Origin of the sequence: Vibrio maerlii, assembly GCF_003415655.1 — a bacterium.
Taxonomy (GTDB): domain Bacteria; phylum Pseudomonadota; class Gammaproteobacteria; order Enterobacterales; family Vibrionaceae; genus Vibrio; species Vibrio maerlii.
In genome coordinates this window covers 22,808-47,298 of sequence record NZ_QRHC01000015.1, presented here as the reverse complement: position 1 = coordinate 47,298, position 24,491 = coordinate 22,808, and the positions used below count along the sequence as shown (strand labels likewise).

25 protein-coding genes and 1 pseudogene are annotated in these 24,491 nt (G+C 43.5%); 20 read left to right on the top strand and 6 right to left on the bottom strand.

Translation table 11 applies throughout. The annotated features are described in order from the left end of the window. Positions 1–12 precede the first annotated feature (12 nt). On the bottom strand, positions 13–1,005 hold the full coding sequence (locus tag DPF91_RS19800) for a transporter (protein ID WP_117236170.1): 993 nt from the start codon (positions 1,003–1,005) through the stop codon (positions 13–15). Between the two features lie 216 nt (positions 1,006–1,221). Here DPF91_RS19800 and DPF91_RS19795 point away from each other — a divergent pair, with 216 nt between their 5' ends. The 4 genes from DPF91_RS19795 to DPF91_RS19780 all read left to right on the top strand — a co-directional run bounded on the left by DPF91_RS19795 (position 1,222) and on the right by DPF91_RS19780 (position 4,628). Further along, the gene (locus tag DPF91_RS19795) at positions 1,222–1,938 is read left to right on the top strand and encodes an amino acid ABC transporter ATP-binding protein (protein WP_117236169.1); all 717 of its coding nucleotides are present in this window, start codon (positions 1,222–1,224) and stop codon (positions 1,936–1,938) included. 1 nt (position 1,939) lies between these two features. Beyond that, positions 1,940–2,734 carry an amino acid ABC transporter permease gene (locus DPF91_RS19790; RefSeq protein WP_117236168.1) on the top strand — a complete coding sequence of 265 codons (795 nt, stop codon included), beginning with the start codon at positions 1,940–1,942 and terminating at the stop codon, positions 2,732–2,734. Positions 2,735–2,757: 23 nt separating this feature from the next. Continuing rightward, positions 2,758–3,618 (top strand): transporter substrate-binding domain-containing protein, encoded by an 861-nt coding sequence (locus DPF91_RS19785; RefSeq protein WP_117236167.1) that lies wholly within the window; start codon positions 2,758–2,760, stop codon positions 3,616–3,618. Positions 3,619–3,716: 98 nt separating this feature from the next. Continuing rightward, on the top strand, positions 3,717–4,628 hold the full coding sequence (locus DPF91_RS19780; RefSeq protein WP_117236166.1) for an amino acid ABC transporter permease: 912 nt from the start codon (positions 3,717–3,719) through the stop codon (positions 4,626–4,628). A gap of 60 nt (positions 4,629–4,688) precedes the next feature. On the opposite strand, the gene DPF91_RS19775 is transcribed toward DPF91_RS19780, so the two are convergent. Beyond that, on the bottom strand, positions 4,689–5,768 hold the full coding sequence (locus DPF91_RS19775) for a permease (protein ID WP_117236165.1): 1,080 nt from the start codon (positions 5,766–5,768) through the stop codon (positions 4,689–4,691). Between the two features lie 428 nt (positions 5,769–6,196). On the opposite strand from DPF91_RS19775, the gene mepK reads away from it, so the two are divergent. Together mepK and DPF91_RS19765 are read left to right on the top strand one after the other, a co-directional pair. Next, complete coding sequence (gene mepK / locus DPF91_RS19770; RefSeq protein WP_117236191.1) at positions 6,197–6,748, top strand: peptidoglycan L,D-endopeptidase MepK; 552 nt, start codon at positions 6,197–6,199, stop codon at positions 6,746–6,748. Positions 6,749–6,817: 69 nt separating this feature from the next. Then, on the top strand, positions 6,818–7,471 hold the full coding sequence (locus tag DPF91_RS19765; RefSeq protein WP_117236164.1) for an MBL fold metallo-hydrolase: 654 nt from the start codon (positions 6,818–6,820) through the stop codon (positions 7,469–7,471). A gap of 6 nt (positions 7,472–7,477) precedes the next feature. Here the strand turns inward: DPF91_RS19765 and DPF91_RS19760 are convergent, their stop codons facing one another. Continuing rightward, entirely contained in the window at positions 7,478–8,170 is a 693-nt protein-coding gene (locus tag DPF91_RS19760) for a DUF2982 domain-containing protein (protein ID WP_164684248.1), read from the bottom strand. Positions 8,171–8,395: 225 nt separating this feature from the next. Between DPF91_RS19760 and DPF91_RS19755 the strand changes: the two genes are divergently transcribed. Next, a complete protein-coding gene (locus tag DPF91_RS19755; protein WP_117236162.1) occupies positions 8,396–8,764 on the top strand; it encodes a MarR family transcriptional regulator in 369 nt (122 codons plus the stop codon). A 111-nt stretch (positions 8,765–8,875) separates the two neighbouring features. Here DPF91_RS19755 and DPF91_RS19750 read toward each other — a convergent pair whose 3' ends face one another. Together DPF91_RS19750 and DPF91_RS19745 are read right to left on the bottom strand one after the other, a co-directional pair. Next, positions 8,876–10,777, bottom strand: a complete 1,902-nt coding sequence (locus tag DPF91_RS19750; protein ID WP_117236161.1) for a PhoX family protein — start codon at positions 10,775–10,777, stop codon at positions 8,876–8,878. A gap of 177 nt (positions 10,778–10,954) precedes the next feature. After that, positions 10,955–11,917 (bottom strand): DUF3187 family protein, encoded by a 963-nt coding sequence (locus DPF91_RS19745; protein ID WP_117236160.1) that lies wholly within the window; start codon positions 11,915–11,917, stop codon positions 10,955–10,957. 260 nt (positions 11,918–12,177) lie between these two features. On the opposite strand from DPF91_RS19745, the gene DPF91_RS22130 reads away from it, so the two are divergent. The 8 genes and pseudogenes from DPF91_RS22130 to DPF91_RS19715 all read left to right on the top strand — a co-directional run bounded on the left by DPF91_RS22130 (position 12,178) and on the right by DPF91_RS19715 (position 19,682). Continuing rightward, positions 12,178–12,339: a hypothetical protein gene (locus DPF91_RS22130; RefSeq protein WP_164684246.1), complete on the top strand. Its 162-nt coding sequence runs from the start codon at positions 12,178–12,180 to the stop codon at positions 12,337–12,339. 191 nt (positions 12,340–12,530) lie between these two features. After that, the gene (locus tag DPF91_RS19740; RefSeq protein ID WP_117236159.1) at positions 12,531–13,124 is read left to right on the top strand and encodes a GTP cyclohydrolase II; all 594 of its coding nucleotides are present in this window, start codon (positions 12,531–12,533) and stop codon (positions 13,122–13,124) included. 272 nt (positions 13,125–13,396) lie between these two features. After that, entirely contained in the window at positions 13,397–14,659 is a 1,263-nt protein-coding gene (locus DPF91_RS19735) for an imelysin family protein (RefSeq protein ID WP_117236158.1), read from the top strand. A 73-nt stretch (positions 14,660–14,732) separates the two neighbouring features. After that, on the top strand, positions 14,733–16,145 hold the full coding sequence (locus DPF91_RS19730) for a di-heme oxidoreductase family protein (protein ID WP_117236157.1): 1,413 nt from the start codon (positions 14,733–14,735) through the stop codon (positions 16,143–16,145). A 15-nt stretch (positions 16,146–16,160) separates the two neighbouring features. Beyond that, complete coding sequence (locus DPF91_RS19725) at positions 16,161–17,213, top strand: imelysin family protein (protein WP_117236156.1); 1,053 nt, start codon at positions 16,161–16,163, stop codon at positions 17,211–17,213. Beyond that, the gene (locus DPF91_RS19720) at positions 17,203–18,279 is read left to right on the top strand and encodes a DUF1513 domain-containing protein (protein WP_117236155.1); all 1,077 of its coding nucleotides are present in this window, start codon (positions 17,203–17,205) and stop codon (positions 18,277–18,279) included. Before DPF91_RS19725 ends, DPF91_RS19720 begins: the two co-directional genes overlap by 11 nt. Before the next feature lie 56 nt (positions 18,280–18,335). After that, a pseudogene (locus DPF91_RS22290) lies at positions 18,336–18,915 on the top strand (transposase family protein); the annotation flags it as partial. A 128-nt stretch (positions 18,916–19,043) separates the two neighbouring features. Then, complete coding sequence (locus DPF91_RS19715) at positions 19,044–19,682, top strand: acyltransferase (protein WP_117236154.1); 639 nt, start codon at positions 19,044–19,046, stop codon at positions 19,680–19,682. 364 nt (positions 19,683–20,046) lie between these two features. Here the strand turns inward: DPF91_RS19715 and hmpA are convergent, their stop codons facing one another. After that, on the bottom strand, positions 20,047–21,231 hold the full coding sequence (hmpA, locus tag DPF91_RS19710; RefSeq protein WP_117236153.1) for an NO-inducible flavohemoprotein: 1,185 nt from the start codon (positions 21,229–21,231) through the stop codon (positions 20,047–20,049). Positions 21,232–21,350: 119 nt separating this feature from the next. On the opposite strand from hmpA, the gene nsrR reads away from it, so the two are divergent. The 5 genes from nsrR to prpB all read left to right on the top strand — a co-directional run bounded on the left by nsrR (position 21,351) and on the right by prpB (position 24,403). Then, positions 21,351–21,779: a nitric oxide-sensing transcriptional repressor NsrR gene (gene nsrR, locus DPF91_RS19705; RefSeq protein WP_117236152.1), complete on the top strand. Its 429-nt coding sequence runs from the start codon at positions 21,351–21,353 to the stop codon at positions 21,777–21,779. Between the two features lie 45 nt (positions 21,780–21,824). Next, entirely contained in the window at positions 21,825–22,106 is a 282-nt protein-coding gene (locus DPF91_RS19700) for a hypothetical protein (RefSeq protein ID WP_117236151.1), read from the top strand. A 1-nt stretch (position 22,107) separates the two neighbouring features. Continuing rightward, positions 22,108–22,608 (top strand): GNAT family N-acetyltransferase, encoded by a 501-nt coding sequence (locus DPF91_RS19695; RefSeq protein ID WP_117236150.1) that lies wholly within the window; start codon positions 22,108–22,110, stop codon positions 22,606–22,608. Positions 22,609–22,780: 172 nt separating this feature from the next. Then, entirely contained in the window at positions 22,781–23,494 is a 714-nt protein-coding gene (locus DPF91_RS19690) for a GntR family transcriptional regulator (RefSeq protein WP_117236149.1), read from the top strand. Positions 23,495–23,506: 12 nt separating this feature from the next. After that, entirely contained in the window at positions 23,507–24,403 is an 897-nt protein-coding gene (gene prpB / locus DPF91_RS19685; protein WP_117236148.1) for a methylisocitrate lyase, read from the top strand. Positions 24,404–24,491: the final 88 nt, after the last annotated feature.

Below are 24,491 nucleotides of genomic sequence, written 5' to 3'. Positions count from 1 at the left end.
CTGGAGTACCAACTAAAAAGCAAAAGGCATCCTCAGTGTTAATTGAAAATCGGGGGTGTCTTCTGTTAACCCTGCCTGAGCACTGATGTTAAAGGAGGAAGTTTCTGAATACGCATAGTTAATACCAAAGTTAATCGTATCCAATTGCAAAACTTTGGCTTCATCGGACGTTTGTCCATCAGTTTTACTTTTCAAAATCGTTCTATGACTAATTCCGAAGGAAAATGAAAGGTCTGGGTTAAGAGCAAAACCCATCCCAGCTCCAAGAGAGATGGTGTCTCCTAAATCAATTTCTGCCGATGTATCGCCGATACTTTTAGTGTCTTTGATATTGTAGGTATAACCAAGGTTTGCAAAGAGAACGGCAGGGTCGGTTGGGTAGATCATTGAAAGCCCTGGCTCGATGCTCCAAAAGCCGGAACCTGTCGGCACTTCATCAAACTCACGAGTACTCGGGTCGATATCAATGTCATAAGGTGAGCGGCCAGTATCTGACTTAAACTTCAAGCTACCTACCCAATATGGCGTGGTATCAAAGTTGAACTGGTGTCTTATGGCAAACTCGATGTCACCTAATCCACCGCCTTTCTCTGAAGTATTAACCACATCATCGTCTCCTGCACCTTGTCCGATAGGGCGAGTCGATATCTGATCGTTACGATACACATAAGGCAAGCGAACCTCCAACTCAGTATCATCAAATAAACCGTAGCGAGCTGTTAGCCCTGCGGTAATCGTCGTTCTGTCTGCATCACTGACTTCAATTAACCCGACAATCAGAGTTGGAAGAATGGTATAGCCTACGACGGATACATTGTTGGATGAGTTTTGCGTGTAACTAATTGAAGCATCGAAAGTCACTTTACCTTTTGGAGTAAGTACACCAGAGCGCTGGTTTACATCGGTGACGGTTTGAGGACGCTTTGGTTGATCATCTTCTGCATACAGTGGTGCAATAAACAAAGAACACAATGTTAATGGAACAATGGAATGGGATATAGCCATGACGCTGTACCTAATTATTCTTGGGTCTTATTTAATTAGGTAATATCTATAGATTCGACAATAGGAATAAAGGTGTGTTTTGGTCACAGTCTTATTGTTGAGATGGTGTAAATTTGAACGTTTACCCGTACAGAATGCGTTAGTAATAGCAGTTTTATATCACTGTGATATGGTGGTTTCTAGTCACTCAGCATAAGAACAACAACTTACATCGGCATGAACGCAATTGAATTTAGCGGCGTCAATAAGTGGTATGGAAACTACCATGCATTAAAGAATATTCATTTAACCGTCGGAACAGGTGAAATACTCGTCATATGTGGACCTTCGGGCTCAGGCAAGTCAACGTTAATTAGAACGGTTAACGGACTTGAAGGTATTTCTGATGGAACAATTAAGGTACTGAATAACCATAATACCTCTACTAATGCGGGTAAAGTCGGTATGGTATTCCAGCACTTCAACTTATTCCCACACCTCACCGTTATGGAGAACCTTACACTCTCTCCAGTTCGTTCACTCAAGCTTTCTAAACAGGAAGCGGAAAATCGTGCTCGTCACTACCTTGAGCGGGTTAAGATCTCAGAGCAAGCGGATAAGTATCCGGTGCAGCTTTCTGGCGGACAACAGCAGCGAGTCGCGATTGCCCGCTCTTTATGTATGCAGCCAGAAGTCTTGCTGTTTGATGAACCGACTTCTGCGCTCGACCCAGAAACGATTCAAGAAGTGCTGGACGTGATGATAGATCTTGCCAAAGACGGCATCACCATGATGTGTGTGACTCATGAGATGGGTTTTGCGAAGAAAGTCGCAGATCGTGTCATCTTTATGGACGAAGGCGAGATTCTAGAAGTGGGGACGCCAAATCAACTGTTCAGTTCACCAACGCACCCTCGAACTCAAAAGTTCTTAGACCAGATTTTGAGTCACTGATATGTATACGTTAATCAAGCCAGTACTATCTGCTCTACTGCAAATCATTTTGCTCATCGCAGGCCTTACTTGGTTGCTCGATTCAGGTGCTCAGGCGATGGGTTACAGCTGGCAGTGGGAAAGGGTACCAGACTACATCGCTTTTTATGAGGATGGTGAGTGGTGGCCTGCAGAGTTAATGGAAGGACTGGTTGTCACGCTTAAGATTTCTTCTATCAGCTTGTTCTTTACTCTGGTGATAGGTCTGGTAACGGCAATGTTAAAGCTGTCGAACTCTGTCGTGGGTAGGGGGGTTGCCAATATTTACATAGAGGTGATTCGAAACACGCCACTGTTGGTACAAATTTACCTTCTCTATTTTATCTTTGGCCCTGTGATTGGTTTAGATCGATTCTCAACCGCTGTACTTGCTCTGGCTCTGTTCCAGGGCGCTTATACGGCGGAGATATTCAGGGGAGGATTGAACAGCATTGATAGGGGGCAGTTTGAGGCATCAAAATCTTTAGGACTCTCAACGTTTTACACCTACTACGATGTCATTTTGCCGCAACTTTTGCAGCGCACGCTACCTCCGCTGACGAACGAAGTGGTATCTCTGATTAAAAACTCATCTATCGTCAGTGTGATGGCAATATTTGACCTTACAACAGAAGGTCGAAATATCGTTTCTGAGACAGCGATGCCGTTTGAGATATGGTTCACCGTCGCCGCCATTTATTTGGTGTTAACTTTAAGTCTGTCAGCTTTTTCCGCTTTACTCGAACGTAGGTTAGGTGCGCAGTGGCGCGCTCAATAATTTATCAATTAAGGAAATTAATAATGAAAGGAAAATCAAATTACTTTAGTTCGCTGTGTAAGCGCAGCTTTAAGAGTAGTATTACAGCGTTACTAGGCTTAGCAATCACTCTTCCATTGATGACAAGTAACGCAATAGCTTCTGAAACCCCAAATCTTGATAAGATAAATGAACGTGGAACGATCAGAGTGGGTATGTCAACGTTTGTACCTTGGGCAATGCGTAACAAGCAAGGTGAACTCGTAGGCTTTGAGATAGACGTAGCGAAGCGATTAGCTGAAGACTCAGGTTGGAAAGTCGAGTTTGTTCCTACAGCATGGGACGGGATCATTCCTGCACTACTTGCTCAAAAGTTTGATGTAATCATCGGCGGTCTATCTATCACAGAAGAACGCTCTAAGAGTGTATTGTTTTCAGAACCATACTCACACTCAGGCGTACAGGTTGCAGCGAACACTGACCTAGCTGCCGGCTTCTCTGAGTTCAGTGATTTCAATTCTCGTCGTATCAAGATCGCAGCTCGTCGCGGTGCACATACTGTTCAAGTGGCGCGAGATACCTTCCCTAAAGCAAAGATCCTGCAGTTTGATGACGACGCACAAGCATTCCAAGAAGTGTTAAATGGAAATGCTCATGCTGTTATTGCCTCAAGCCCAAAACCAGAGCATGAGGCGGTTAAAAATAGCGATAAGTTGTTTATCCCGTTTGATGAGCGTTTAGCTAAGGGCAATGAAGCTTTTGCTGTTCGACTTGGAGAAGAGGACAAGAAGGCATTCTTTGATGCTTGGATTCAAGCACGTACAGAAGACGGCTGGTTGAGCGAGCGCTATGAATATTGGTTCTCAACGCTAGATTGGCAAGACCAAATCGCATCAGGCCAGTGATTACAGGGATACTACTCTGGTGATTGGCTATTCTGCTGGTGGTAAGGCGTTTATCACCAGCGTTAACTATCCTTAAATCGGGTTAATTATTCGCTCTTATGTCGAATTTGCTATCTCAAACTAAGCCTAATACGGCTAAGTTCTCACTCCGTCTAAACACACTTGATCTTGTCTTACTTGCCGTGATCATTGTAGGTGTCGCTTGGTTATACCATCGCTCTTCTATTGGTGTAAATTACAATTGGCGTTGGAGTGATGCTTTTGAATTGATTCTTACTCCCAGAGCTGACGGTGGTTTACCTTATTTTTTCCAAGGCCTGATTTCAACCGTGCGTTTGAGTTTGTGGGGTATGTTGCTTGCCATCGTACTCGGCACCGCTCTGGGTTTAGCAAAGCAATCAAGTATATCGGTGTTTAGAGTCCCCGCGAACGCATTTATTCAATTGGTGAGAAATATTCCGCCACTCGTTTTTGTGTTCATTTTCTACTTTTTTATCTCTAATCAGATTATTCCGTTATTAGGACTAGATGCGGTACTTCGAGATTACAACCAAGAGCCGAACGCCTTACAAGCCTTCCTATTTGGTCCTGTCTCTTTATGGGAGAACTTAGTATCCGGGGTACTGTGTGTGGGTTTGCTATCTTCGGCTTACGTGGCTGAAGTTATTCGTGCGGGTTTAGCTTCAATTCCAAAAGGCCAGTGGGAAGCGGCAGATTCTTTAGGTCTATCGCGTTGGGTAAAGTACCGGTTTGTGATTGCACCACAAGTGTTAACCGCAATTACCCCCGCATTGGCAGGTCAGGCGATCTCATTAGTTAAAGATACCTCCATAGTGTCTTTGATTTCTATTCAAGAGCTTACTTTTGTCGGGACGGAGATCGCGAATTCTTCGGGCTTGATCTTTGAGATTTGGTTAATCGTAGGCTTGGTCTACTTGTTGATCTGCTTATCGCTATCTCTTATGTTCAGAAAATTAGAGCAGATAAGTCTACGACATTTAACTCGATAATAGCTTATTAACACTAAACGAAGGCGCCGTATTCGAGAATACGGCGCTTTTTAATGTGTTTTATACAAACAAGTAGTTGTATAACAGGCCAGCACTGATTGCCATGCCCAGGATTACCGTTAGGAAAGCTGCAATCATTTGGTTCTTAAATAGTGATTTGAGTAGAATCACTTCCGTCAAACTTGCACCAGCGCTACCAATGATAAGCGCCATTACTGAACCTAACGCCATTCCTTTTTGAACCAGTGCCGCGCTCAGTGGGATTACCGCCTCAGCTCGAATGTATAGCGGAATACCGATCACAGCAGCGACTGGAATTGCATACCACTTACCTTCACCTGCATATTGAGCGATGAGTTCGGTTGGGATAAAGCCATAAATAAAAGAACCAATTGCAATACCCATCATCAAGTAAGGTAGAACTTGCTTGAAGTCTTTCCATGTCGAGTGCCAGATTTTCACCCAACGGCTTGGTTCCACCTTTTCAATTTTCATTGTTGCTTCACCTGTACCACAACAACTTACAGTAACTTTTGGTTCACCACAGCTGGATTCCGCTGTCGCACAAGTGTTTTCCGCTGTCGCACAACTGTTTTTCGCAGGAGTTGGTGTTCCGCAAGTTGATGTGGTCGATTTGGTTTCACCACAACTTGCGCTTGTTCCACAAGAGCTTACAGGAGAATCTTGGTAAGCTTCTTCCTTCACGTAACGCTCAAAACCTAGTTTCTCTAGTATGTAACCTGATACTACAGAGACAAACATCGCAATGGCAAAGTAGAACACAGCAACCTGCCAGCCGAATGTCACGACAAACAAGCCAATAATGACTGGGTTAAGCAGTGGGCTGGCAAATAGGAACACCATCATAGGACCAAAACCTGCTCGCGCTCTTAAAAGACCTTTTAAGAAAGGAATGGTTGAACAAGAGCAAAATGGTGTAATTGACCCCAATAACGCCGCAACAAAATAACCTTTACCGTTACGTGAGCTTAAGATCGATTGGATCTTTTCTGGTGTGAGAAATTCCTGAAGTACGCCTACGATGTAACTAATAGCTAAGAAAAGTATCGTTAATTCAACAGCTAAAAAAGCAAACATATCTAAAGCTTCGCTTAGCATGGTCCAAATTTGTTCATTCATGATTGATTCCTATACTGCCTGAGCAGTGGTTGTGTAACTCTTTATTTCGGTAATTATAGAAATATAAGGCCATCGATCAAGAATTATTTCTAAAAAAATCGAAATAAAATATTTAGGTAAGAAAAATCAGTGACTTGGGTTTAGTAGTAAAGAGACGGATATCGGTACTATCAAAGGTTTTTGTGATGAGAAGTCTATTTTTAGCGATTTTTATACAAGCAAACGCTGACTAAAATCTGACAATTTTATTTTACCTTTTAATACAGCTTGTTAGATAAGGTGAGTAAGGTTTGCTTACGTGTTTGAGTTGATCGATATTTGACCATTTAAAAGGAATTGATTAAAGTTCGAGACCTATGTTTTGAGTGTTTTTTGAGCGCTCTGTGTTTTTTCGCCCATACTACACTTGGAAGTTCGTAGCTAAATTTATGAGTTTTAATCAATTTTCTCGCCGTGATTTCTTAAAATTATCAGCGGCTGGGGCAGCATCGGTTGCCTTTTTCCCTTCAGTATCATTTGCAGCATATCCAGATAAACCTCGAGTTATTGCAATGAACAACCTCCATACTGGTGAAGCGTTAGAATCTTGCTATTTCGATGGTAAAGAGTACGTAAATAAAGAACTTGCTCGTTTGAATCATCTATGTCGTGATTTCCGTCGCAATGAAGTTCACCCAATAGACAAAGAGTTGTTCGATCACCTAACACAGATTCAAAGACTTCTTGGGACCACCAACGAAGTACAGATAATCTCGGGTTACCGATCACCAGCAACGAATGAAGCATTACGTGCTCAATCAAGCGGTGGTGTTGCTAAGAAGAGCTACCACATGTTTGGTAAAGCGATCGATTTTCGTATTGAGGGTGTCAAGCTAGCGCATGTGCGTGAAGCAGCACTAAGTCTTAAAGCTGGTGGAGTAGGGTATTATCCAACAAGTCAGTTTGTGCACATAGATACAGGCCCTGTGAGATCATGGTAGTAGCCTTGTAATCCGTGGGGTCTAGTGTCATAGTTTGCCCAGTTTTATTGTATTTCCATAGGTTAGGTCATGGCACTTAAGTATCAAATTGTACCCGTTACTTCTTTCTCTCAGAACTGTTCCATCGTTTGGTGTGATAAAACGATGGAAGGTGTTGTCGTTGATCCGGGCGGTGATGTTGAGCAATTGGCTGTAATCATTCAAGAACTGGGTGTCGAGGTAAAGCAATTAGTGCTGACTCACGGTCACTTAGATCATGTTGGTGGCACGCAACCATTGGCAAAAAAATTGAATGCGAGAGTGATCGGGCCACATAGAGACGATAATTTCTGGCTGCAAGGTCTAGAAGGTCAAAGTAAAATGTTCGGTTTCCCTTTAACGGAAGCATTTGAACCAGACCAATGGCTTGATGAGGGTGATGTTGTCACTTTTGGCGAGGAATCGTTATCTGTTCTTCATACACCAGGACATACTCCTGGTCATGTGGTGTTGTTCAATCAAGAAGCGCAGCGAGCGTTTGTTGGTGATGTACTGTTTAATGGTGCAATTGGTCGTACAGATTTCCCGAAAGGTGATTTCAATACGTTGATAAACTCAATTAAAGAAAAGCTATGGCCACTTGGTAATGAGATGACGTTCATTCCCGGTCACGGTCCTGAGTCAACGTTTGGTCGAGAAAGAGCGTCAAACCCTTTCGTTGCCGATGAAATGCCTCTTTACTAAAAGCAACTACTTGAACTCTATCGGTTGCGCTGCTGCAAGGTAGCGGCGCAACAATCCTACAAACTCTTCTCCGCTTCTGTCGAGATCTGACGTTGATAGAAACAAATCAAATCCGTGAAACTGTCGTTGGTAACGCATTCTATTTGCCATCATGGCCTTGAGCCCGGTATATCGAACCCCTGAGCGGTCTGTATATTCGGAGCTGTCTAGGATGACATCTTCAAACTCTTTTGATTCCCACTCCTGATTTTCTTCCTTCATTTGCTTAAACCCCAAATAAAGCAGGGCACGCTGACTCATTAAAATGTCAGTAGTGATGCGCGGACATATTGCGTTGAGGAAATGTGAGTGATCTTTTAAGCGAATACCAATCCAGGGAAGTGGTGTGCGCCATCCTTGCTGACTGTATGTGCATAGCTCAATAGCAGCAATGTCTTGCCAACGTAATAGCCAACCCCCTTTGTCAAACTGTTGGTGGAAGTGGGTAGACGTTAGAGTGTAAGAGATGATGGCTTTTCGTAAGATAAAAACAGCAGTAATCCAGCTCAGCACCAATAACCCACTCCAAACTAGAGCCTTTGACCATTCGAGCGAATTAAGGAGCAACAAAGACACGATCGCAATTGCAAATGCCCCCCAGCGCGTAATCAAGGGTAGGTAGCGATAGAGCTTATTATTAACGATATGTAGTGATGGCATACTCATCTCCTAGCTTTGCCTGCCGAAGATTTATACGTTAATTGTAGGTTATCGGTCGGTAATGAACGTTCGTAAAAGCAGCGAATCTGTTAAACTTTGCGCGATTTAACATGAGAAAGTAGCAATTTCACCGTCTAAGCCTACAAATGAGTCTCCATATCTGATATAAAACGCGCTTAAAATTTTTACCACTGCGTTGAAGCAGTGAAGCGGAGAAAAGACACAATGAGACTTGCTCATAAGCGTAAAGTGCAGTCAAAACTGCAAAAACGTATTAAAGCAACTGTAGCTACAGTTGCAGCGACGAAAACAGCAAAACCTGTAGCAGCAGAAAAACCAGCTGCAGTCGTGACGAAAGCAGTTGAAGCACCTAAAGCGGCGTCTGTTGCTCTAACTCCAAAGCAACAACAAGTTTTTGATATCGTTGTTAAGAACGTAGACGGTATCAACCCTAAAGGTATTGGCCTTGAAGCTGGTCAAGAAGATACAAAAGCAGCTTCTTGGGCAACAGGCGCTCTGAAAAAACTACTCGAGGAAAACTTAGTAGTGAAAGAGCAACTAGCAGGCAACAAAGTTATCTACAAAGCAGTTTAATTCGCCTGGTAACCCTCGTTAATCAATCGAAATAACGAGCGAATAGAAATAAATAACAATAGCCCCGCAAGAGCGGGGCTATTTTGTTCCTGCAAGTGAGGCGAGTTAAGATCAGCTTCCGATGATCCCACCATCATCTTTGGTTATCATTACCACGGAAGAGCGCGGTATTGACGAACCGCCTTCTGGGAAGTGAGATGGAGCTAAGCCTTCACCAGGGTGTTGAACGCCCACAAACATCGTTTTGTGATCTGGTGTGAACGTTAGGCCAGTGATTTCACATGCGATTGGGCCTGTTAAGAAGCGACGAATCTCTCCAGTCTGAGGGTCACTACACAGCATCTGGTTGTTGCCCATTCCAGAGAAATCGCCCTCATTGCTGTATTTCCCATCTGTCTGAATCCACAAGCGTCCATAGATATCAAAACCAATACCATCAGGGCTGTTGAACATGTTGTCTTTGTTGATGTTATCACTCCCAGCCATGAGGCCCTCTTGGTGTACATCCGGATTTCCCGCCATCACGTAGATGTCCCATTCAAACTCATGAGCGGTGTGATTACCATCTTTTGGTTGCCAGCGAATGATATGGCCATAAGGATTCTGCTCACGTGGATTAGCAGCGTTTAGCGGCTGAGTATCTCTTACACCACGGTATTTGTTGTTAGTAAGCGTACAATACACGGAGCGGTTGTCAGGGTGCACAGCAACCCACTCAGGTCTGTCCATCGTCGTTGCACCGACTTGTGTCGCAGCTTTGCGAGCAAAAGTCAGAACGGATGCTTGGTCTGCAAATCCATTTTCCTTTGTAAGCCCATTTTTTCCCCAAGTGAGTTCGAGCCATTCACCGTGGCCTTTAGATTCACCGAGCGTACCGTCAAACTTGGCGACAAAGAGTGTTCCATCTTCAAGTAGATCCACATTTGAGCTCGCACTTTCTTGGTAGCGGTTCTTAGAAACGAACTTGTATAAATGCTCGCCGCGCTCATCATCGCCAAGGTAAACAACGACGTGACCACTTTCATCTAGTGTCACAGCAGCGTTCTCGTGTTTAAAGCGCCCTAGTGCAGTACGCTTTTTCGGTGTTGAGCTCGGGTTCATAGGGTCGATTTCCACTACCCAGCCATGACGATGGGGTTCCTTTGGATCTTTTGATAGGTCAAATCGTTCATCATGTTTGAACCAATCATAACCGCGATCATTCTCGCTAATTCCATAGCGCTTGTAGTTATCGTCGAGAGTGACTGTTTCTGATGAGCCAAAGTACCCGTTGAAGTTCTCTTCACAGGTTAAGTAGGTGCCCCACGGTGTTTGACCATTTGCACAGTTATTAAATGTACCCAATACCTTTTTACCTGAAGGATCTGCATTGGTTTTTAGTAGGTCATGACCAGCAGCGGGTCCAGTAATTTGCATCTCAGTGTAAGCAGTGATGCGTCGATTTAAACGCCCTTTTGGGTTAATCACCCACTGCTTATCGTCTTTTTGAAGTTCAACAATGGAAACGCCGTGCGCAGCTTGTGCCTTCATCACATCATCACTAGTGATACTTTTACCTTGATGAGGGTAGAGATACTCATTGTTGGTGTACTCATTGTTCACCGCCAAGACTGCGCGAGTATCTGAGATAGGGAAAAGTGTCATACCATCATTATTATCCCCAAACTGAGTCGCTTGCTGTTTAGCGTTGTTGGTCTGAGCAAAAGCAGCACCATCAGAAAAGATAGCATCACCCCATGAAACCAGTACTTTTGCGTTGTACCCTTCAGGCACATGGATATCGTCTGATGTTGAAATTGGGATTCCAGTAAAACCTAGTAGATTAGATGGGCTTACTTGACTCGCAATAGCACTGCTTAATGGTGATGATGCGAAAAAGCCTACTGTTGCGGCTGCACTTGAGCGTTTCAAAAACTGTCTTCGAGAGAGCGACGCTTCTACAAACTGGTTAAATTCTGGTTCTTGAGAGAGTTCTCTTTGGTCGTGATTGATGGTTTGCGCTGGCTGCTTCACAGTAACTTCCTTTTCATTAGAGTGTAATTTATAGAACACGCGAATAATGAATGAGTAGTATGACTGTTTCTTTGCATTGTTGTTGCAAAATTGCGATTGCTTTGTTTTTGGGTATAAGTGACAGCAAAAAAGCCAATCAAGTGATTGGCTTTAAGAATGCTTTTCGCGTAGTGGTAGTTACAAGAAGTAGCGAATGCCGAGACCAAAAGCTATATCTGTCGAATTATCCATATTGATGAGGTTCTCAATCATTGTAGCTTCTAACATGGCATTGCCCAGATTCAAACGATACCCCAATACAAACTCGTTTGATGCTTCAGAAAAAGCCCCTTCCTCTTCAAGAAATCCCTCATACCAGTGATATTCCATAAGTACTTCATGAAAATGGCCAAACTTATAGCCATAGCCCAGTGCAAATGCACTAGTTAAGTCTCGTGATTCGGCTTCAACCAATAAACTGTCTTCGTCACGATGAGTTACACCATAAGTGCTGAACAGAGAGTGTGGGCCATTCGCAAAGGTATAGTTTAATTGTAAACCTTGTTCAAAAGTGCTTGTTTTGAAAGGACCATCATCGACGTTTTTGTAATAAATGCTACCACCGACTGCTAAAGCGTGTGGACCCGCCAAGATCAATTGGTATTGCATGTAACCATGAAGTGCCCTGGCTAGGGTTTCCCCTTCAAAATCATCAATTGAGGTACCGTATTTTTCACTAGAAATATGGAACTGATGCTTACCAGTTTCATCACGTCCGTTTTGACCAATGTTGAAGAAGTCATGAAAACTAATAGTAAGTGAATCTAAATGGTTATTGGCTGCATAGGTATATTGATATTTCACTTCAGCCTGCAACCTAGAATCAATTTGCCAGTTAGCACCAACGAAAGCGTGGTTCTGATAATAATCCAAACTCGTCACATCAGTATGTCCCCACACGCTTGCGATAGTGCCAGATGCAAATAGTTCTACTCCGTTATGCCCGACAGGAAATGCTGAGCGTAGCTCAGTTGTAAGGCTTATTGATTGCTCAGGAGATTGAGCGTAGGTCCGCAGTGGAGTTGGGGCTGGTGCAGCATTGCAGAGTAACGGCGAAAAAGCGGCGATGAGCAACAAAGCATTTTTAAAGGTGTTGGACATATTATATAAAACGATTAATGGTTATTCATTCTGTAAATAGGTCGCGATTGTAATGTAATCAATGAAAACTCACTAGAGTATTTTTACGATAAATAGCAATCGTAAAAATGATGGGTATCTGCACGTTTATAAAGATCATATTGTGATCTTTCTGCAAACTTAAGATCTATCATTGCTTTACATTTCATTAATAAATTCCTGTAGTTATATTAGGTAAGATGTTATTATTGGCTTTATGTAAGTAATATCGAGCTAAAGACATGGAACAGTTAGTATCACAATTGAAAAAGGAATTTTATTCAAAGCTTCGTGCCTTTACTCAAGGTCAATCAACTCTTAATCACTTGACTGAAGAAGAGTTAGCGGAGCTAGAGTCAGCGTGGATAGATCTGGCTTTGTGGAAAAAAGCGCAAACTTTATAAGGTTTTATAAGAACTTACTTACAACAGATTTCTAGAAAGGCTTCCTCAAAGGAAGCCTTTTTTGTTTAAATATTAAGTTTAATTGTTATATTATAACAATTTGAAGTTTTGGGTTGAAATGCTGGGATGTTTTCCCCATATTTACGTACAAGAGACGACACGTGTCTAAGAGAATTAAAATAGGAAACCGTATGGCAGAGGTTAGAGCCAGAGTTGATTTAAAAGTCGGAAGTAAAAGCCACATTGATGCTGAGATCCTTTCCTTTCATGGACTGAAGACAGACAAAGAACATATAGCTTTGATCTTCAAGCAAGCTGATACACAAGATATTCCTCTAGTACGTATGCACTCAGAGTGCCTCACTGGTGATGTTTTCCACTCTTCGCGATGTGATTGTGGGGAGCAGTTGGATGAAACGATTGAGCTAATGGGCAAGAAAGGAGGCATTATCTTATACCTACGCCAAGAAGGAAGGGGAATAGGTTTATACAATAAGATCGACGCTTACAAGCTTCAGAGTGCTGGCATGAACACCTATGAGGCGAACAACCATCTAGGTTTTGGTGACGATCTTCGTGATTTCACCGAAGCGGCTGAAATGTTGAAAGCGCTTGGTATTGAAAAAGTTCGTTTAATTACGAACAACCCGAAAAAGATCCGTGAGCTACAACAACATGGTATTGAACTTGTGGAGTCGCTCAATACCTCTGCACACATCAAAGATGGTAACGAGAGCTACCTAAAGGCCAAAGTCTCGCACGGTAAACACGATTTAGACTTGTAGCTTCCTACGGTACTAAAGTGTAGTAAAGCACACCTCAAACCCGCTTATCGCATAGGATGAGCGGGTTTTTTTGTATAGGTTCCGACACCAAAATCTCTACTTTTACTTCCTCTGTTGAAATATTTAGAAAACCTTTTGAAATAATTTGCAATAAATTTGTAAATAAGTATGATTCTCAATCTAAAGCGCTAATGATAGTAGTTATCAATATCATTGACTGGCGCAATAATTATTACAATGTATAGAATTAATGCTCAACAAGGACGCTATTTATGCCTCAGCTCAATAAGGTTACTAAGACTCTTCTTGCTACCTCACTTTTGTTTGCTTCTCAATCAGCTTTCTCTGCTGTGAGTGAGAAACAAGTGGTTACTCACTATGCAGATCTTGCTCATGCTGTATTTTCAGACGCACATCTGACAGCAGTACAGCTAGAAAGCAAGATTGATCAATTTCTAGCTTCGCCAACTGAAAAGAGCTTTGCTGATGTTAAGCAAGCTTGGATTGACGCTCGCGTACCTTATCAACAAACCGAAGTTTTTCGTTTTGGTAATGCGATTGTGGATGACTGGGAAGGGCAATTAAATGCATGGCCATTAGATGAAGGTCTGATCGATTACGTTTCATCAGACTATCAGCATGAGCTAGGTAACGAAGGTGCACTTGCGAATATCGTTGCTAACACGCAGCTAAAAGTGGGTTCTCAAGCGGTAGATGTTTCAGAAATAACGCCTGAGCTCATCGCAGATCTGAACGAAATTGGTGGCTCTGAGGCTAACGTTGCTTCTGGCTACCACGCGATTGAGTTTTTGCTTTGGGGCCAAGATCTAAACGGTACCAATGCTGGGGCAGGACAACGTGCTTTCACAGATTTTGTTGTGGGTTCAGAATGTACGAATAACAACTGTGACCGCCGTGGTGCATACTTGAAAGCGTCTGCTGAGCTTCTTATCCAAGACTTGCAGTGGATGGAGAAACAGTGGTCTGCACAGGAGTCGGGCAACTACCGCGCCGAACTGCTAGCAGAAGATACAACAAATGGCCTGCGTAAAATGCTATTTGGTATGGGTTCACTCTCTCTAGGTGAGCTTGCGGGTGAGCGTATGAAGGTTGCACTAGAAGCGAATTCAACTGAAGACGAGCACGACTGTTTCTCTGATAACACGCACAACTCTCACTACTACAACGAACAAGGTATCTATAACGTCTATACAGGTTTATACAAGCGTGAGGATGGTACTTTGTTGTCAGGCCCAAGCCTTCATGACCTTGTTGAGCAACAGGACAAAGACGCGGCTCAACGTATTCAAAAGCAGTTCGACGAAACTCGAGCTCAAGTTGGTCAGTTAGTGAACTCTGCGGAGAAACAAGGTCAACACTTCGATCAATTGATCGCTTCAGGTAATACCGCAGGGAACGCGCTGGTTAACGAGACGATTCTAGCTCTGGTTCAGCAAACTGCTGCGATTGAAGAGGCCGCTGGAGTTATTGGTATCACAAGCCTAAATCCAGATACTGCTGACCACGAATTCTAAGAACAAAATCAATAATAAAAGGGTTTCTTTATGAACCCCTTTTGTCGTTTCCATAATATGTGTGCAATTCAAGATGTTTAATAAGCTCAATTCTCGTTTTTTGACTCCAGCGATAGCAGCCCTGATCGTCTCTTCTTTTTTCAGCTTTTCCGCTCAGGCATATTCCACTCACTCTGGTGGCAAAACAACAACGAATAAAGAAGGGGCAAATGCCTTTTCGATGCCGGCAACCAATTTACCTATGACTAAGCGTTTAGATTTCAGTGTGGGTAACAGTTTTTTTCGTAATCCTTGGGTACCAGCTCCAGCATCAACGGATGCGAGAGACGGTTTAGGCCCGTTATTCAACACCAACGGTTGCCAAAACTGCCATATAAAGGATGGCCGAGGACATACTCCAAAGCCAGGAGATGATCACATCGTATCAATGCTTGTGCGCATTAGTATTCCAGCCGAAACACCCGAGCAAAAACAAGCTTTTATTCGAGATGGTGTGGTCCCAGAGCCTACATATGGTGGCCAAATTCAAGATTTTGCTCTGCCAAACAAGCAGCCAGAAGCACGTATTCAAATTGAATATAGTGATTACCCTGTGACATTTAATGACGGTACTGAGCTTGTATTGAGAAAACCAAAGTTGGTCATTGATCAACTGGGTTATGGTGAAATGCACCCAGACACGATGTTTTCTGCGCGAGTAGCTCCACCAATGATTGGCCTCGGGTTGCTTGAATCGATTCCAGAAGAAACCATTCTGGGTTTCGTAGATGCTACCGATTCCAACAACGATGGTGTAACGGGGAAAGCGAACACAGTATGGAGCGTTGAGTACCGTCAGCATATGTTGGGACGCTTTGGTTGGAAAGCTGGTCAGCCAACTCTTAATCAACAAAATGCAGCAGCGTTCAATGGTGATGTTGGGCTAACCACCTCCCTCTTTCCGAATGAGAACTGCACGGCGAATCAATCGATCTGTAAGGATATGCCAAACGGTGGATCGCCAGAGGTTAGCGACAATATTCTCAGCTTTGTCGAGTTCTACTCACAGCATCTAGCAGTTCCCAAGCGTCGAAACATCAAAGAGTCAGAGGTGGTAAAAGGGAAAGGCCTGTTTGTACAAGCCGGTTGCGAAAGTTGTCATCGTGTGAACATCAAAACGGCAAAGCGTCCAGGGTTACCGGCCTTGTCTGAGCAAGTGATCCACCCGTATACAGACATGTTACTACATGATATGGGTGAGGGATTGGCCGACCATCGACCAGAATATCTTGCCAATGGTCGTGAGTGGCGTACTGCTCCGCTTTGGGGGTTGGGCTACACCAAAGAAGTGAATGGACACACAGAGCTTCTTCATGACGGTCGAGCAAGAAATGCTTTAGAAGCAGTGTTATGGCATGGCGGAGAAGCTGAGAATGCTAAGCAAAAGGTGTTGGCGTTTAATGAATCTGAGCGTAGCGCATTAATCGCGTTTCTTAACTCACTTTAAGTCAGGGGTGCACTGATGAATAAGATTCACCTAATAGCGTTGTCATGCAGTGCTGCTTTAGTCGGATGCCAGTCTAATGATGGCAAGAATACAGCTGTCGCTGATGGTTTTGAGCAAACCAACCACCAAAGCCAAGCAGTTTATGAGTTGCAGTATCACGCTGCTGCTCAATTAGAGGCCAATGCCGAGCAATTGAACAGCGCAATAAATGGCTATTGTGAACAGAAAGCTAGTCTTACCGATGTGCAAGCACGTTGGCAGCAAGCTATGCACAGCTGGATGGCGTTGCAAGGCCAAGAGCGAGGGCCAACGGAAGCTCTAGACAAGAGTTGGGCAATCCAGTTTTGGCCGGACAAGAAGAATACTACGGGACGGAAAGTATCTCAGCTACTGGCCACAGAAGCTGATTGGGCTCAGCAAGGGCTGTCTTCACAGAGTGTTGCCGTTCAAGGGCTAGGCGCCGTTGAATGGATGCTTTATGACGACGACTCACCGCTAATTCAAGGCGATTTAAAAGATGGTTGTGGCTTGGCTTTGGCGATGACTCAAGAAGTGATGATTAACACTCAAGCGATTGAAACAGCGTGGCAAATTAATCCTTGGAAGGATATCGACGATAAGCAGTGGAATGCTGAGCTAGTGAGTCTTTTATCTAATCAACTCGAGTATGCGTTGAAGAAGATGGAACGTCCCTTAGCTAAAGTTGGACAACCGAGACCTTACTTTGCGGAATCGTGGCGTTCGAAAACCTCGCTTGCCAACATTAAATACAACATTGCTGCTGCTCAACGCCTGTACTTAACGAGTGGCAGTGCGACCAGTCTTGATGCCACCTTAAGAGCGAGTGGGCACGACCAGCTTGCAGACAGTATTACCGACCAGTTCGAGCTTGCTCTGCTCACATGGCCACAAGAGCAGGGTTTATTTGATTTGTTGCAAACCAAAGAAGGCTATCAACTGACCATGGCTCAGTATAACAAGCTTGAGCAACTTAAGTATCTCATTCATGAAGAAGCGGCTTTGGCGCTTGGTGTGGTTGTTGGATTTAATGCGACAGATGGGGATTAAGGTGCAAATCAATCGCCGTAGTCTACTAAAGGCGGGCTTGGGTGTTGCAAGCTCGTCTTGGCTGCTCGGTTGTAGCTCGAAATTGACATCGTCATCGGCAGAACTAGCAGGCTGTTCAATTCGTGGTGTTGATGATTATGCATTTACACTCGCCGATGGCAGTGGACAGGAAATTGAGAGCTTCCCTTTACCAGCAAGAGGTCACGGGGTAGCGTCTTCAACCCATAACCATATTGCTGTTTTTGCGCGTCGCCCCGGCAGTTTCATGCAAGTTATTGATGTTTCATCAGGCAAGATCGTTTGTTTGAAGCTCGCTGCGAACAATCGTCATTATTACGGTCATGGTTGTTATTCTGCTGATGGTCGTTGGCTTTACGCGACGGAGGGAGAATCTCAAACGAGTCAAGGGGTCATTGGCGTTTACGATGCTCACAATGGCTATACTAAAGTTCGAGAGTTAACGAATTTTGGTATTGGACCTCATGAAGTGGTGATGTTGCCTAATGGTGATTTAGCCATTGGGGTCGGTGGCGTTCAAACTCGTGGTCGTAAACCAGTAAACTTGGAGACGATGAAACCCGCGTTGGTGTATTTAACAACGGATGGCAAGATTAAAGGGCAGTTTGAACTAGTAGACCATAAGCTCAGCATTCGCCACCTTTCGATAGACTCCGAAGGTACGGTTTATTGCGGCCAGCAGTATCGTGGAAATCCCGATGACTATCCTGCACTAATAGCGGCTGAGCGAAGCGGTGGCTTATCAAATCTTGGGGGAGAAGAGGAGGATTGGGCTCGTTTTAATCATTACATTGCAAGTATCGCGAGCAATGACGAGTTTATTGTTGCCACTTCGCCAAGAGGAAATTGCTACGGTGTCTGGTATAAAAACTCATTGGCTCTGAAGAAAATCGTTTCATTGCCTGATGCATCGGGTGTTGTTGTGAAAGGAAAACGTTTCTTTATTAGCTCTGGTGTTGGTCGCGTGGTAATTGAATCGGGCGAGCAATCAGCTGTGAGCGAGCAATACAACGTAATGTGGGACAATCACTGGTCTAGAGTTTTTTAGCATTCAAGTGCTTAGGTGTGTGATTCATAGACATCTTTTCACTATACTGGATGTCTATGGACAGAGAAATTCAAAAGAGATTAAAGTGAGTAAAACTCTATCAAGAATGTGGTGATGCAGGCGTGGTTTGCCGCCATTGTGATATTTCAAGACCAATACTTCGCTAGTGGGTGACTGACTCTATATGAAACGATGGTTTATCGGGGTTAAAAAAGCATTAGCCGAAGGCCTCATTCTACTCCTAACAGTAAAATCACTTTTGATATTGAAAAGTTTATTTTGGATATGAGGAAAAATAGAAACCTTGGAGCAAGAAGGCTGCAATCTGAATTAACATTCCTTCATAGTCTTCAATTCAGCACCGCAACAATCCATAAAGTGCTAACCTCCAATGCTGTTACCCCCATTGTCACATACCGTAAGAAGCAAGATTTTCAGCGCTATGAACGCCCAATTCCTGGCGACAGATTGCAAATAAATACTTGTAAGGTAGCTCCTTGAGTTTATCAATACACGGCAATAGATTATTGTACTCGCTGCCGTGTTCTGCGGTGCTATTCACGCCGTACAGTCGCTAACATGCTAGATTTTATTGAATGTGTTATCGAGGAAATGCCTTTTCCAATTCAAAGAATTTAAACCGACAGAGACCGAGAGTTTGATTGCTCACCGTCCAGAGACTATAGCATCGGCTGATCGAGTATTACTCATGGAAGGTGGTCTAGTTCAGGAAATCCCAAATAATTTTAAGCAGGAAGCTCAGGATGTATAACCACGAAAGAATACTCTGTCCAGATAATCATTCAGCGTTATCTGAAGTTGAATTGATGGAACAGTATGGCAAGCACTTTGGCTCGGATAATTGGGTAACATTTTCTGGTTGCCCTTCGATAACTTTGACCAAAGTCGGCTCAACTGGGTTTGAGTATTTGGAGAATGGAAGAGAAGCTATCTCAATTGACTCAGGATGTTACATAGAATCATCTCATTTTCCGGCCTTTCCTTCCGGTCTCACCAAACTTACAAGTGTTTCTGTTAACAACAAGCCCTTTGGTCAAATAACCATTGGAAAAGGGAGTGTACTTCAAGGAACTTCCATCTGCGCTTACGAAAGATTTTCAATAGGAAACAATGTTATTTTTGGGCCGAACACAGTAATTATGGACTGTAGCGGCCATACACTTACAAATCGAGGCCAACCGAATGAGCTTGATAGACTTAAGGTTCAGCCTGTCACAATTGGAGACGATGTCTGGATCGGTTACGGATGTATTGTTCTTCCTGGGGTGTGTATCGGAGACGGTGCGGTTATTGGCGCAGGCAGCGTCGTTACAAAAGATATTCCTGCTTATAGCATGGCTGCTGGCAACCCTTGCACCTTAAAAACAAAATTAACTAATTGAACATTGGTAACTCCCTTCGCTAATAGGAAGGGTGACACTAAAAAGAAAGACACTTGATTAAAATAATGTGCATTAGATCCTTCTGAAGTAGACCGGATATAATGTTGTTGGTTATCTGAAAGATAAGTGCGTGAAGGCGATGACTCTATGCTTGCAGCTTAACATTTCACAAGTCTAGGGAAAGGCCCCAAACATTACGATGTATTACTACGGTAACTAACCTTTCTATGTTTACCCTGCCACCTAGAAGCTATCCTCGTTGGGTGTAGTTGAAACCTAAGGAATACTCAACAAATAGTAAAAATACCAGTCAGCTTTACTGACTGGTATTACTTCAATTCAGTAGTATTTTGGAAGTTATTGGTTAGATAACCTTATGAGGACCAAAGCACTCGTAGTGCAACTGCTCTTGGTTCACCCCAAGTTCTAGTAGTTGTGTGGCTACGTGTTGCATGAAGCCGACTGGACCACAGAAGTAGTATTTTGCTTGTGGGTCCAAGATGTGGTCTTTAATGCTTTCAAAATTCATCAAACCAGTAAAGTCATAGTCTTGGTTTAGAATGTCGGTTTCGTTGACATTGTTGTACCAAACAAAGCTGTTGATGTGATTGTGGCTCTCTTTCAACGATTGAACTTCAGACTTAAACGCATGTTGATTAGAATCCTCTGTCGCGTGAAGCCAGTTTACTTGTGCGCCATGTTCAGTCAGAGTTTCGAGCATAGATAAGGTTGGTGTTAGACCAACACCGGCCGAGATTAGGTTGATAGGTGTTTTGTTGTCTGTTTCTAAGTAGAAGTCGCCCGCGGGTGGCGCAAGCATTACAAGATCACCGGTATTGAGTTTGTCGTGAAGGTAGTTCGATACCTTGCCACCTTGTTCTCGTTTCACTGAGACACGGTACGTTTCAGAGTTAGGAGCACCAGAAAGGCTGTATTGGCGGATCTCTTGGTTTTCAAACTCGCTAGGTGTGAGGTAGATACCAATGTATTGTCCCGGTTTGAAGGTTGCTACTTTACCACCGTCGGTTGGCTTAAATACAAAGCTGGTGATCGTCGTGCTTTGGTGAACCTTTTCTACTAGCTCAAACTCACGCAATCCGCGCCATCCACCTTCAAGCTTTTGGTTTTCAGTATAGATTTGCTCTTCACGATTGATAAACACATTCGCAAGCACGCCATAGGCTTCTCCCCATGCATCTAACACTTCTTGCCCAGGTGAAAATAGCTCATCAATCGTCGCCAATAAGTGTGAACCAACGATTTGGTATTGCTCAGCCGTAATCATAAAGCTGGTGTGTTTGTGAGCAATTTTTTCAACAACTGGCAGGAGAACTTCAAGGTTATCGATGTTCGCAGCATAACCACATACTGCGTTGAAGAGAGCCTCACGTTGATCACCGTTACGTTGGTTACTCATATTAAACACATCCTTGAGTTCTGGGTTGTGTTTAAACATGCGCTCGTAAAAGTGGGCGGTAAGTTTTGGGCCGGTTTCTGCCAAAAGTGGAGCCGTAGATTTGACGATTTCGATAGTCATTGCGTTGAGCATATTGGTCATCCTTTAAAGATGTATTTGTAATGTATGTTTTAAGTTGTATCTCAAATATATCTTTTAAGCAAGAAAAGACTTACACTATTTTATAGCCTTACCATTCTGAATAATGACATATGCAATTAACCAGCTTTACAGACTACTCACTTCGAACACTGATTTTCCTCGCCTCATTGCCCGATGAAGAGCTCAGTAATATTTCTGAGATATCTCAATTATTTAGTGTTTCTAGGAACCACATGGTAAAAGTGGTTAATCGACTTGGGCAGCTCGGCTATTTACATACTGTTCGTGGCAAAAACGGGGGAGTCAGATTGAGTAAGCCGGCAGAAAAAATATCTGTCGGTGAGATAGTAAGAGCGCTAGAACCGCTCGATCTTGTGAATTGTTCTGTTGAGTTTTGTCATATCACTCCTGCTTGCCGATTGAAAAATAAACTTGCGCAAGCAAAGTTAGCTTTCTTGGCCGAGTTAGATGGCTGTACTATTCAAGATCTACTAGCAGACAACTCAGAGTTGCTTATCCTACTAGCTCGCCCTGAATAGACCTTAGTGCGTATAACGATTGAAGATGATGAAGAGAGATAAACTATGAGCAAGGCGAATCTTACTGGAGTGATATTTGCGGTTTTGAGCTTGATAGGGTTTACCTATTTCATGGTAGGTGGTACTCACTTTTCTATTCAGCAGTGGCCGGTTGAAGCGTATCAAGGACTCGTATTTTCAATTGTTTGGGGAATGGGAGTTTCACCAACTATAGGGCATGTTTACTCTGCGCTGATTGTTTTAACGCTTGTTATTGTTAGCTTCGCAATCGGCCATAAAATGGCAAGGCTCTTGTCTAACAATAATTCGATTAAGAAGAATAGCTGAGATGGTGACGATTAGGCAATTTCGTGAAAGTGATGCCGAAGCACTGTGGCATCTTTTCTTCAATACCATTCATCAAGTAAATGTTCGAGATTATACACAGCAACAGCTCGATGCTTGGGCCCCTAGTACAAGAGATCTTGATGGGTGGAAACTAAAAATGATGCAGATTAATCCATTTGTTGCGGAGAAAGATGGCAACGTTCTAGGATATGCTGACCTGCAGCCAGACGGGCTTATCGATCACTTCTTTTGTCATCACGAATACCAAGGAAAGGGTGTTGGTCGTTTGCTTATGGAGAAGATCTTCCAACAAGCGAAGCATCAAGGCATTGGCGTTCTTTATTCCAATGTCAGCATCACGGCTCGACCGTTTTTTGAAAGATTTGGCTTTCGTGTCAAAGCTGAACAACGAGTTAAGAGGCATGGACAAATCCTTATAAACTATCGTATGGAGAAGAGCCTCGCTTCTCATCTCTGGTTGTCTACAATTTCATTTCTTTAATTCACCAATCCTTCGATATTGAGCTTTTTTTAACCCTTGTGTTAGTGTGGGAACTCATACCTTAGTCTAAATTGTCGACAATTTACTTGATTGTCGACAATTTGATCGTCTATTTTATGTTCAACAAAAAGAGATTGTAGACACATCTCTACTTTAAGTGAGTTAGTTGAAGATGAATATAGAGTTAGGTTCTCGAAGCAAACCATCAGAATCGGTCAAAGAAAATACCAAGTCAGAATCGTTAACTGAACTATTGGTGGAAGCGATCGTTGGTGGTGAAATCGAACCAGGCAGTAAGATTTCAGAGCCTGAATTAGCTAAGAAATATCAAGTGAGTAGAGGTCCTTTGCGTGAAGCCATGATGCGCCTTGAAGGGCTTGGCTTGATTGAGCGCATTCCGCATGTTGGCGCTCGTGTTATCACTTTCTCTCCAGAAAAACTCATCGAATTGTATTCAGTCCGCGAAGCGTTAGAGGGCATGGCTGCAAGGCTTGCTGCTCGTTATATCACTCAAGAAGAGTTGCTGAGTTTGGAAATGCTATTGTCGACACATTCCAAACATATCGACGAAGTCGAAGGTTCGTCTTACTTCCACCAGCATGGTGACTTCGACTTCCATTATCGAATCATTCAAGCGAGTCGAAACAGTAAGCTTATCTCTCTGCTTTGCGACGAGCTGTATCACTTGTTGCGCATGTATCGTTACCAATCACCGCGTGCGCAATCTCGCCCTAATGAAGCACTTAACGAACACAAATTCATTCTGCAAGCGATTCGCAAGCGTGATGAAGAACTGGCAGAAATGCTGATGAGAAGACACATCTCTGGTAGCCGCAAACTCATTGAACTACAGATTTCAGATTCCGAAACGAAAGAACAAGACTAGAAGGACATTGTCATGCGCTTATCTCCGGGGGCGAAGTTCAGACTCGCCATTGAGCAAAATAACCCACTGCAGATCGTCGGTACCATTAACCCATACTGCGCCATGATGGCGAAAAATTTGGGTCACCAAGCTATCTATTTGTCGGGTGGCGGCATCGCTAACGCATCCTACGGTTTGCCAGATCTTGGCATCACAACGCTGAACGATGTTTTGGTAGATGTAGACCGCATCACCAATGCGTGTGACTTGCCGTTATTGGTTGATATTGATACCGGCTTTGGTGGTGCTTTTAACATCGCTCGCACCATTAAAGCGATGGAAAAAGCGGGAGCGGCGGCAGTGCACATGGAAGACCAGGTAGCGCAGAAGCGTTGTGGTCACCGTCCAAATAAAGCGATTGTGAGCCAACAAGAAATGGTCGACCGAGTGAAAGCGGCGGTAGACGCGCGTAATGACGAGAGCTTTGTCATTATGGCTCGTACCGATGCGCTAGCGGTGGAAGGCATGGACAGCGCGATTGAACGTGCGATTGCGTGTGTGGAAGCAGGCGCAGACATGATCTTCCCAGAAGCGATGAATCAGCTAGACCAGTATAAACAGTTTTCGACAGCGCTAGAACAAGTCACAGGGAAGTACGTGCCGATCCTTGCCAATATCACCGAATTCGGTCAAACACCGCTTTACGGCTGTGAACAGCTAGCGCAATCTAAAGTGGACATGGTTCTGTACCCATTGAGCGCATTCCGGGCAATGAATAAAGCCGCCGAAATGGTTTACAAACACTTGCTAGAAGTAGGTAACCAAGAAGCGTTGCTTGATTCGATGCAGACACGAAAAGAGCTGTATGAGTACCTTAATTACCACGACTACGAGAATAAGCTAGACAAGCTGTTCTCAGAGGGTAAATAAGGTCAAAAAGAAACAAACGGAAGCCCAAGATAAAGATAGATAAACGGAATCTCTAATCCAATAACGTGAAAATTGTCTGATTTAAAAA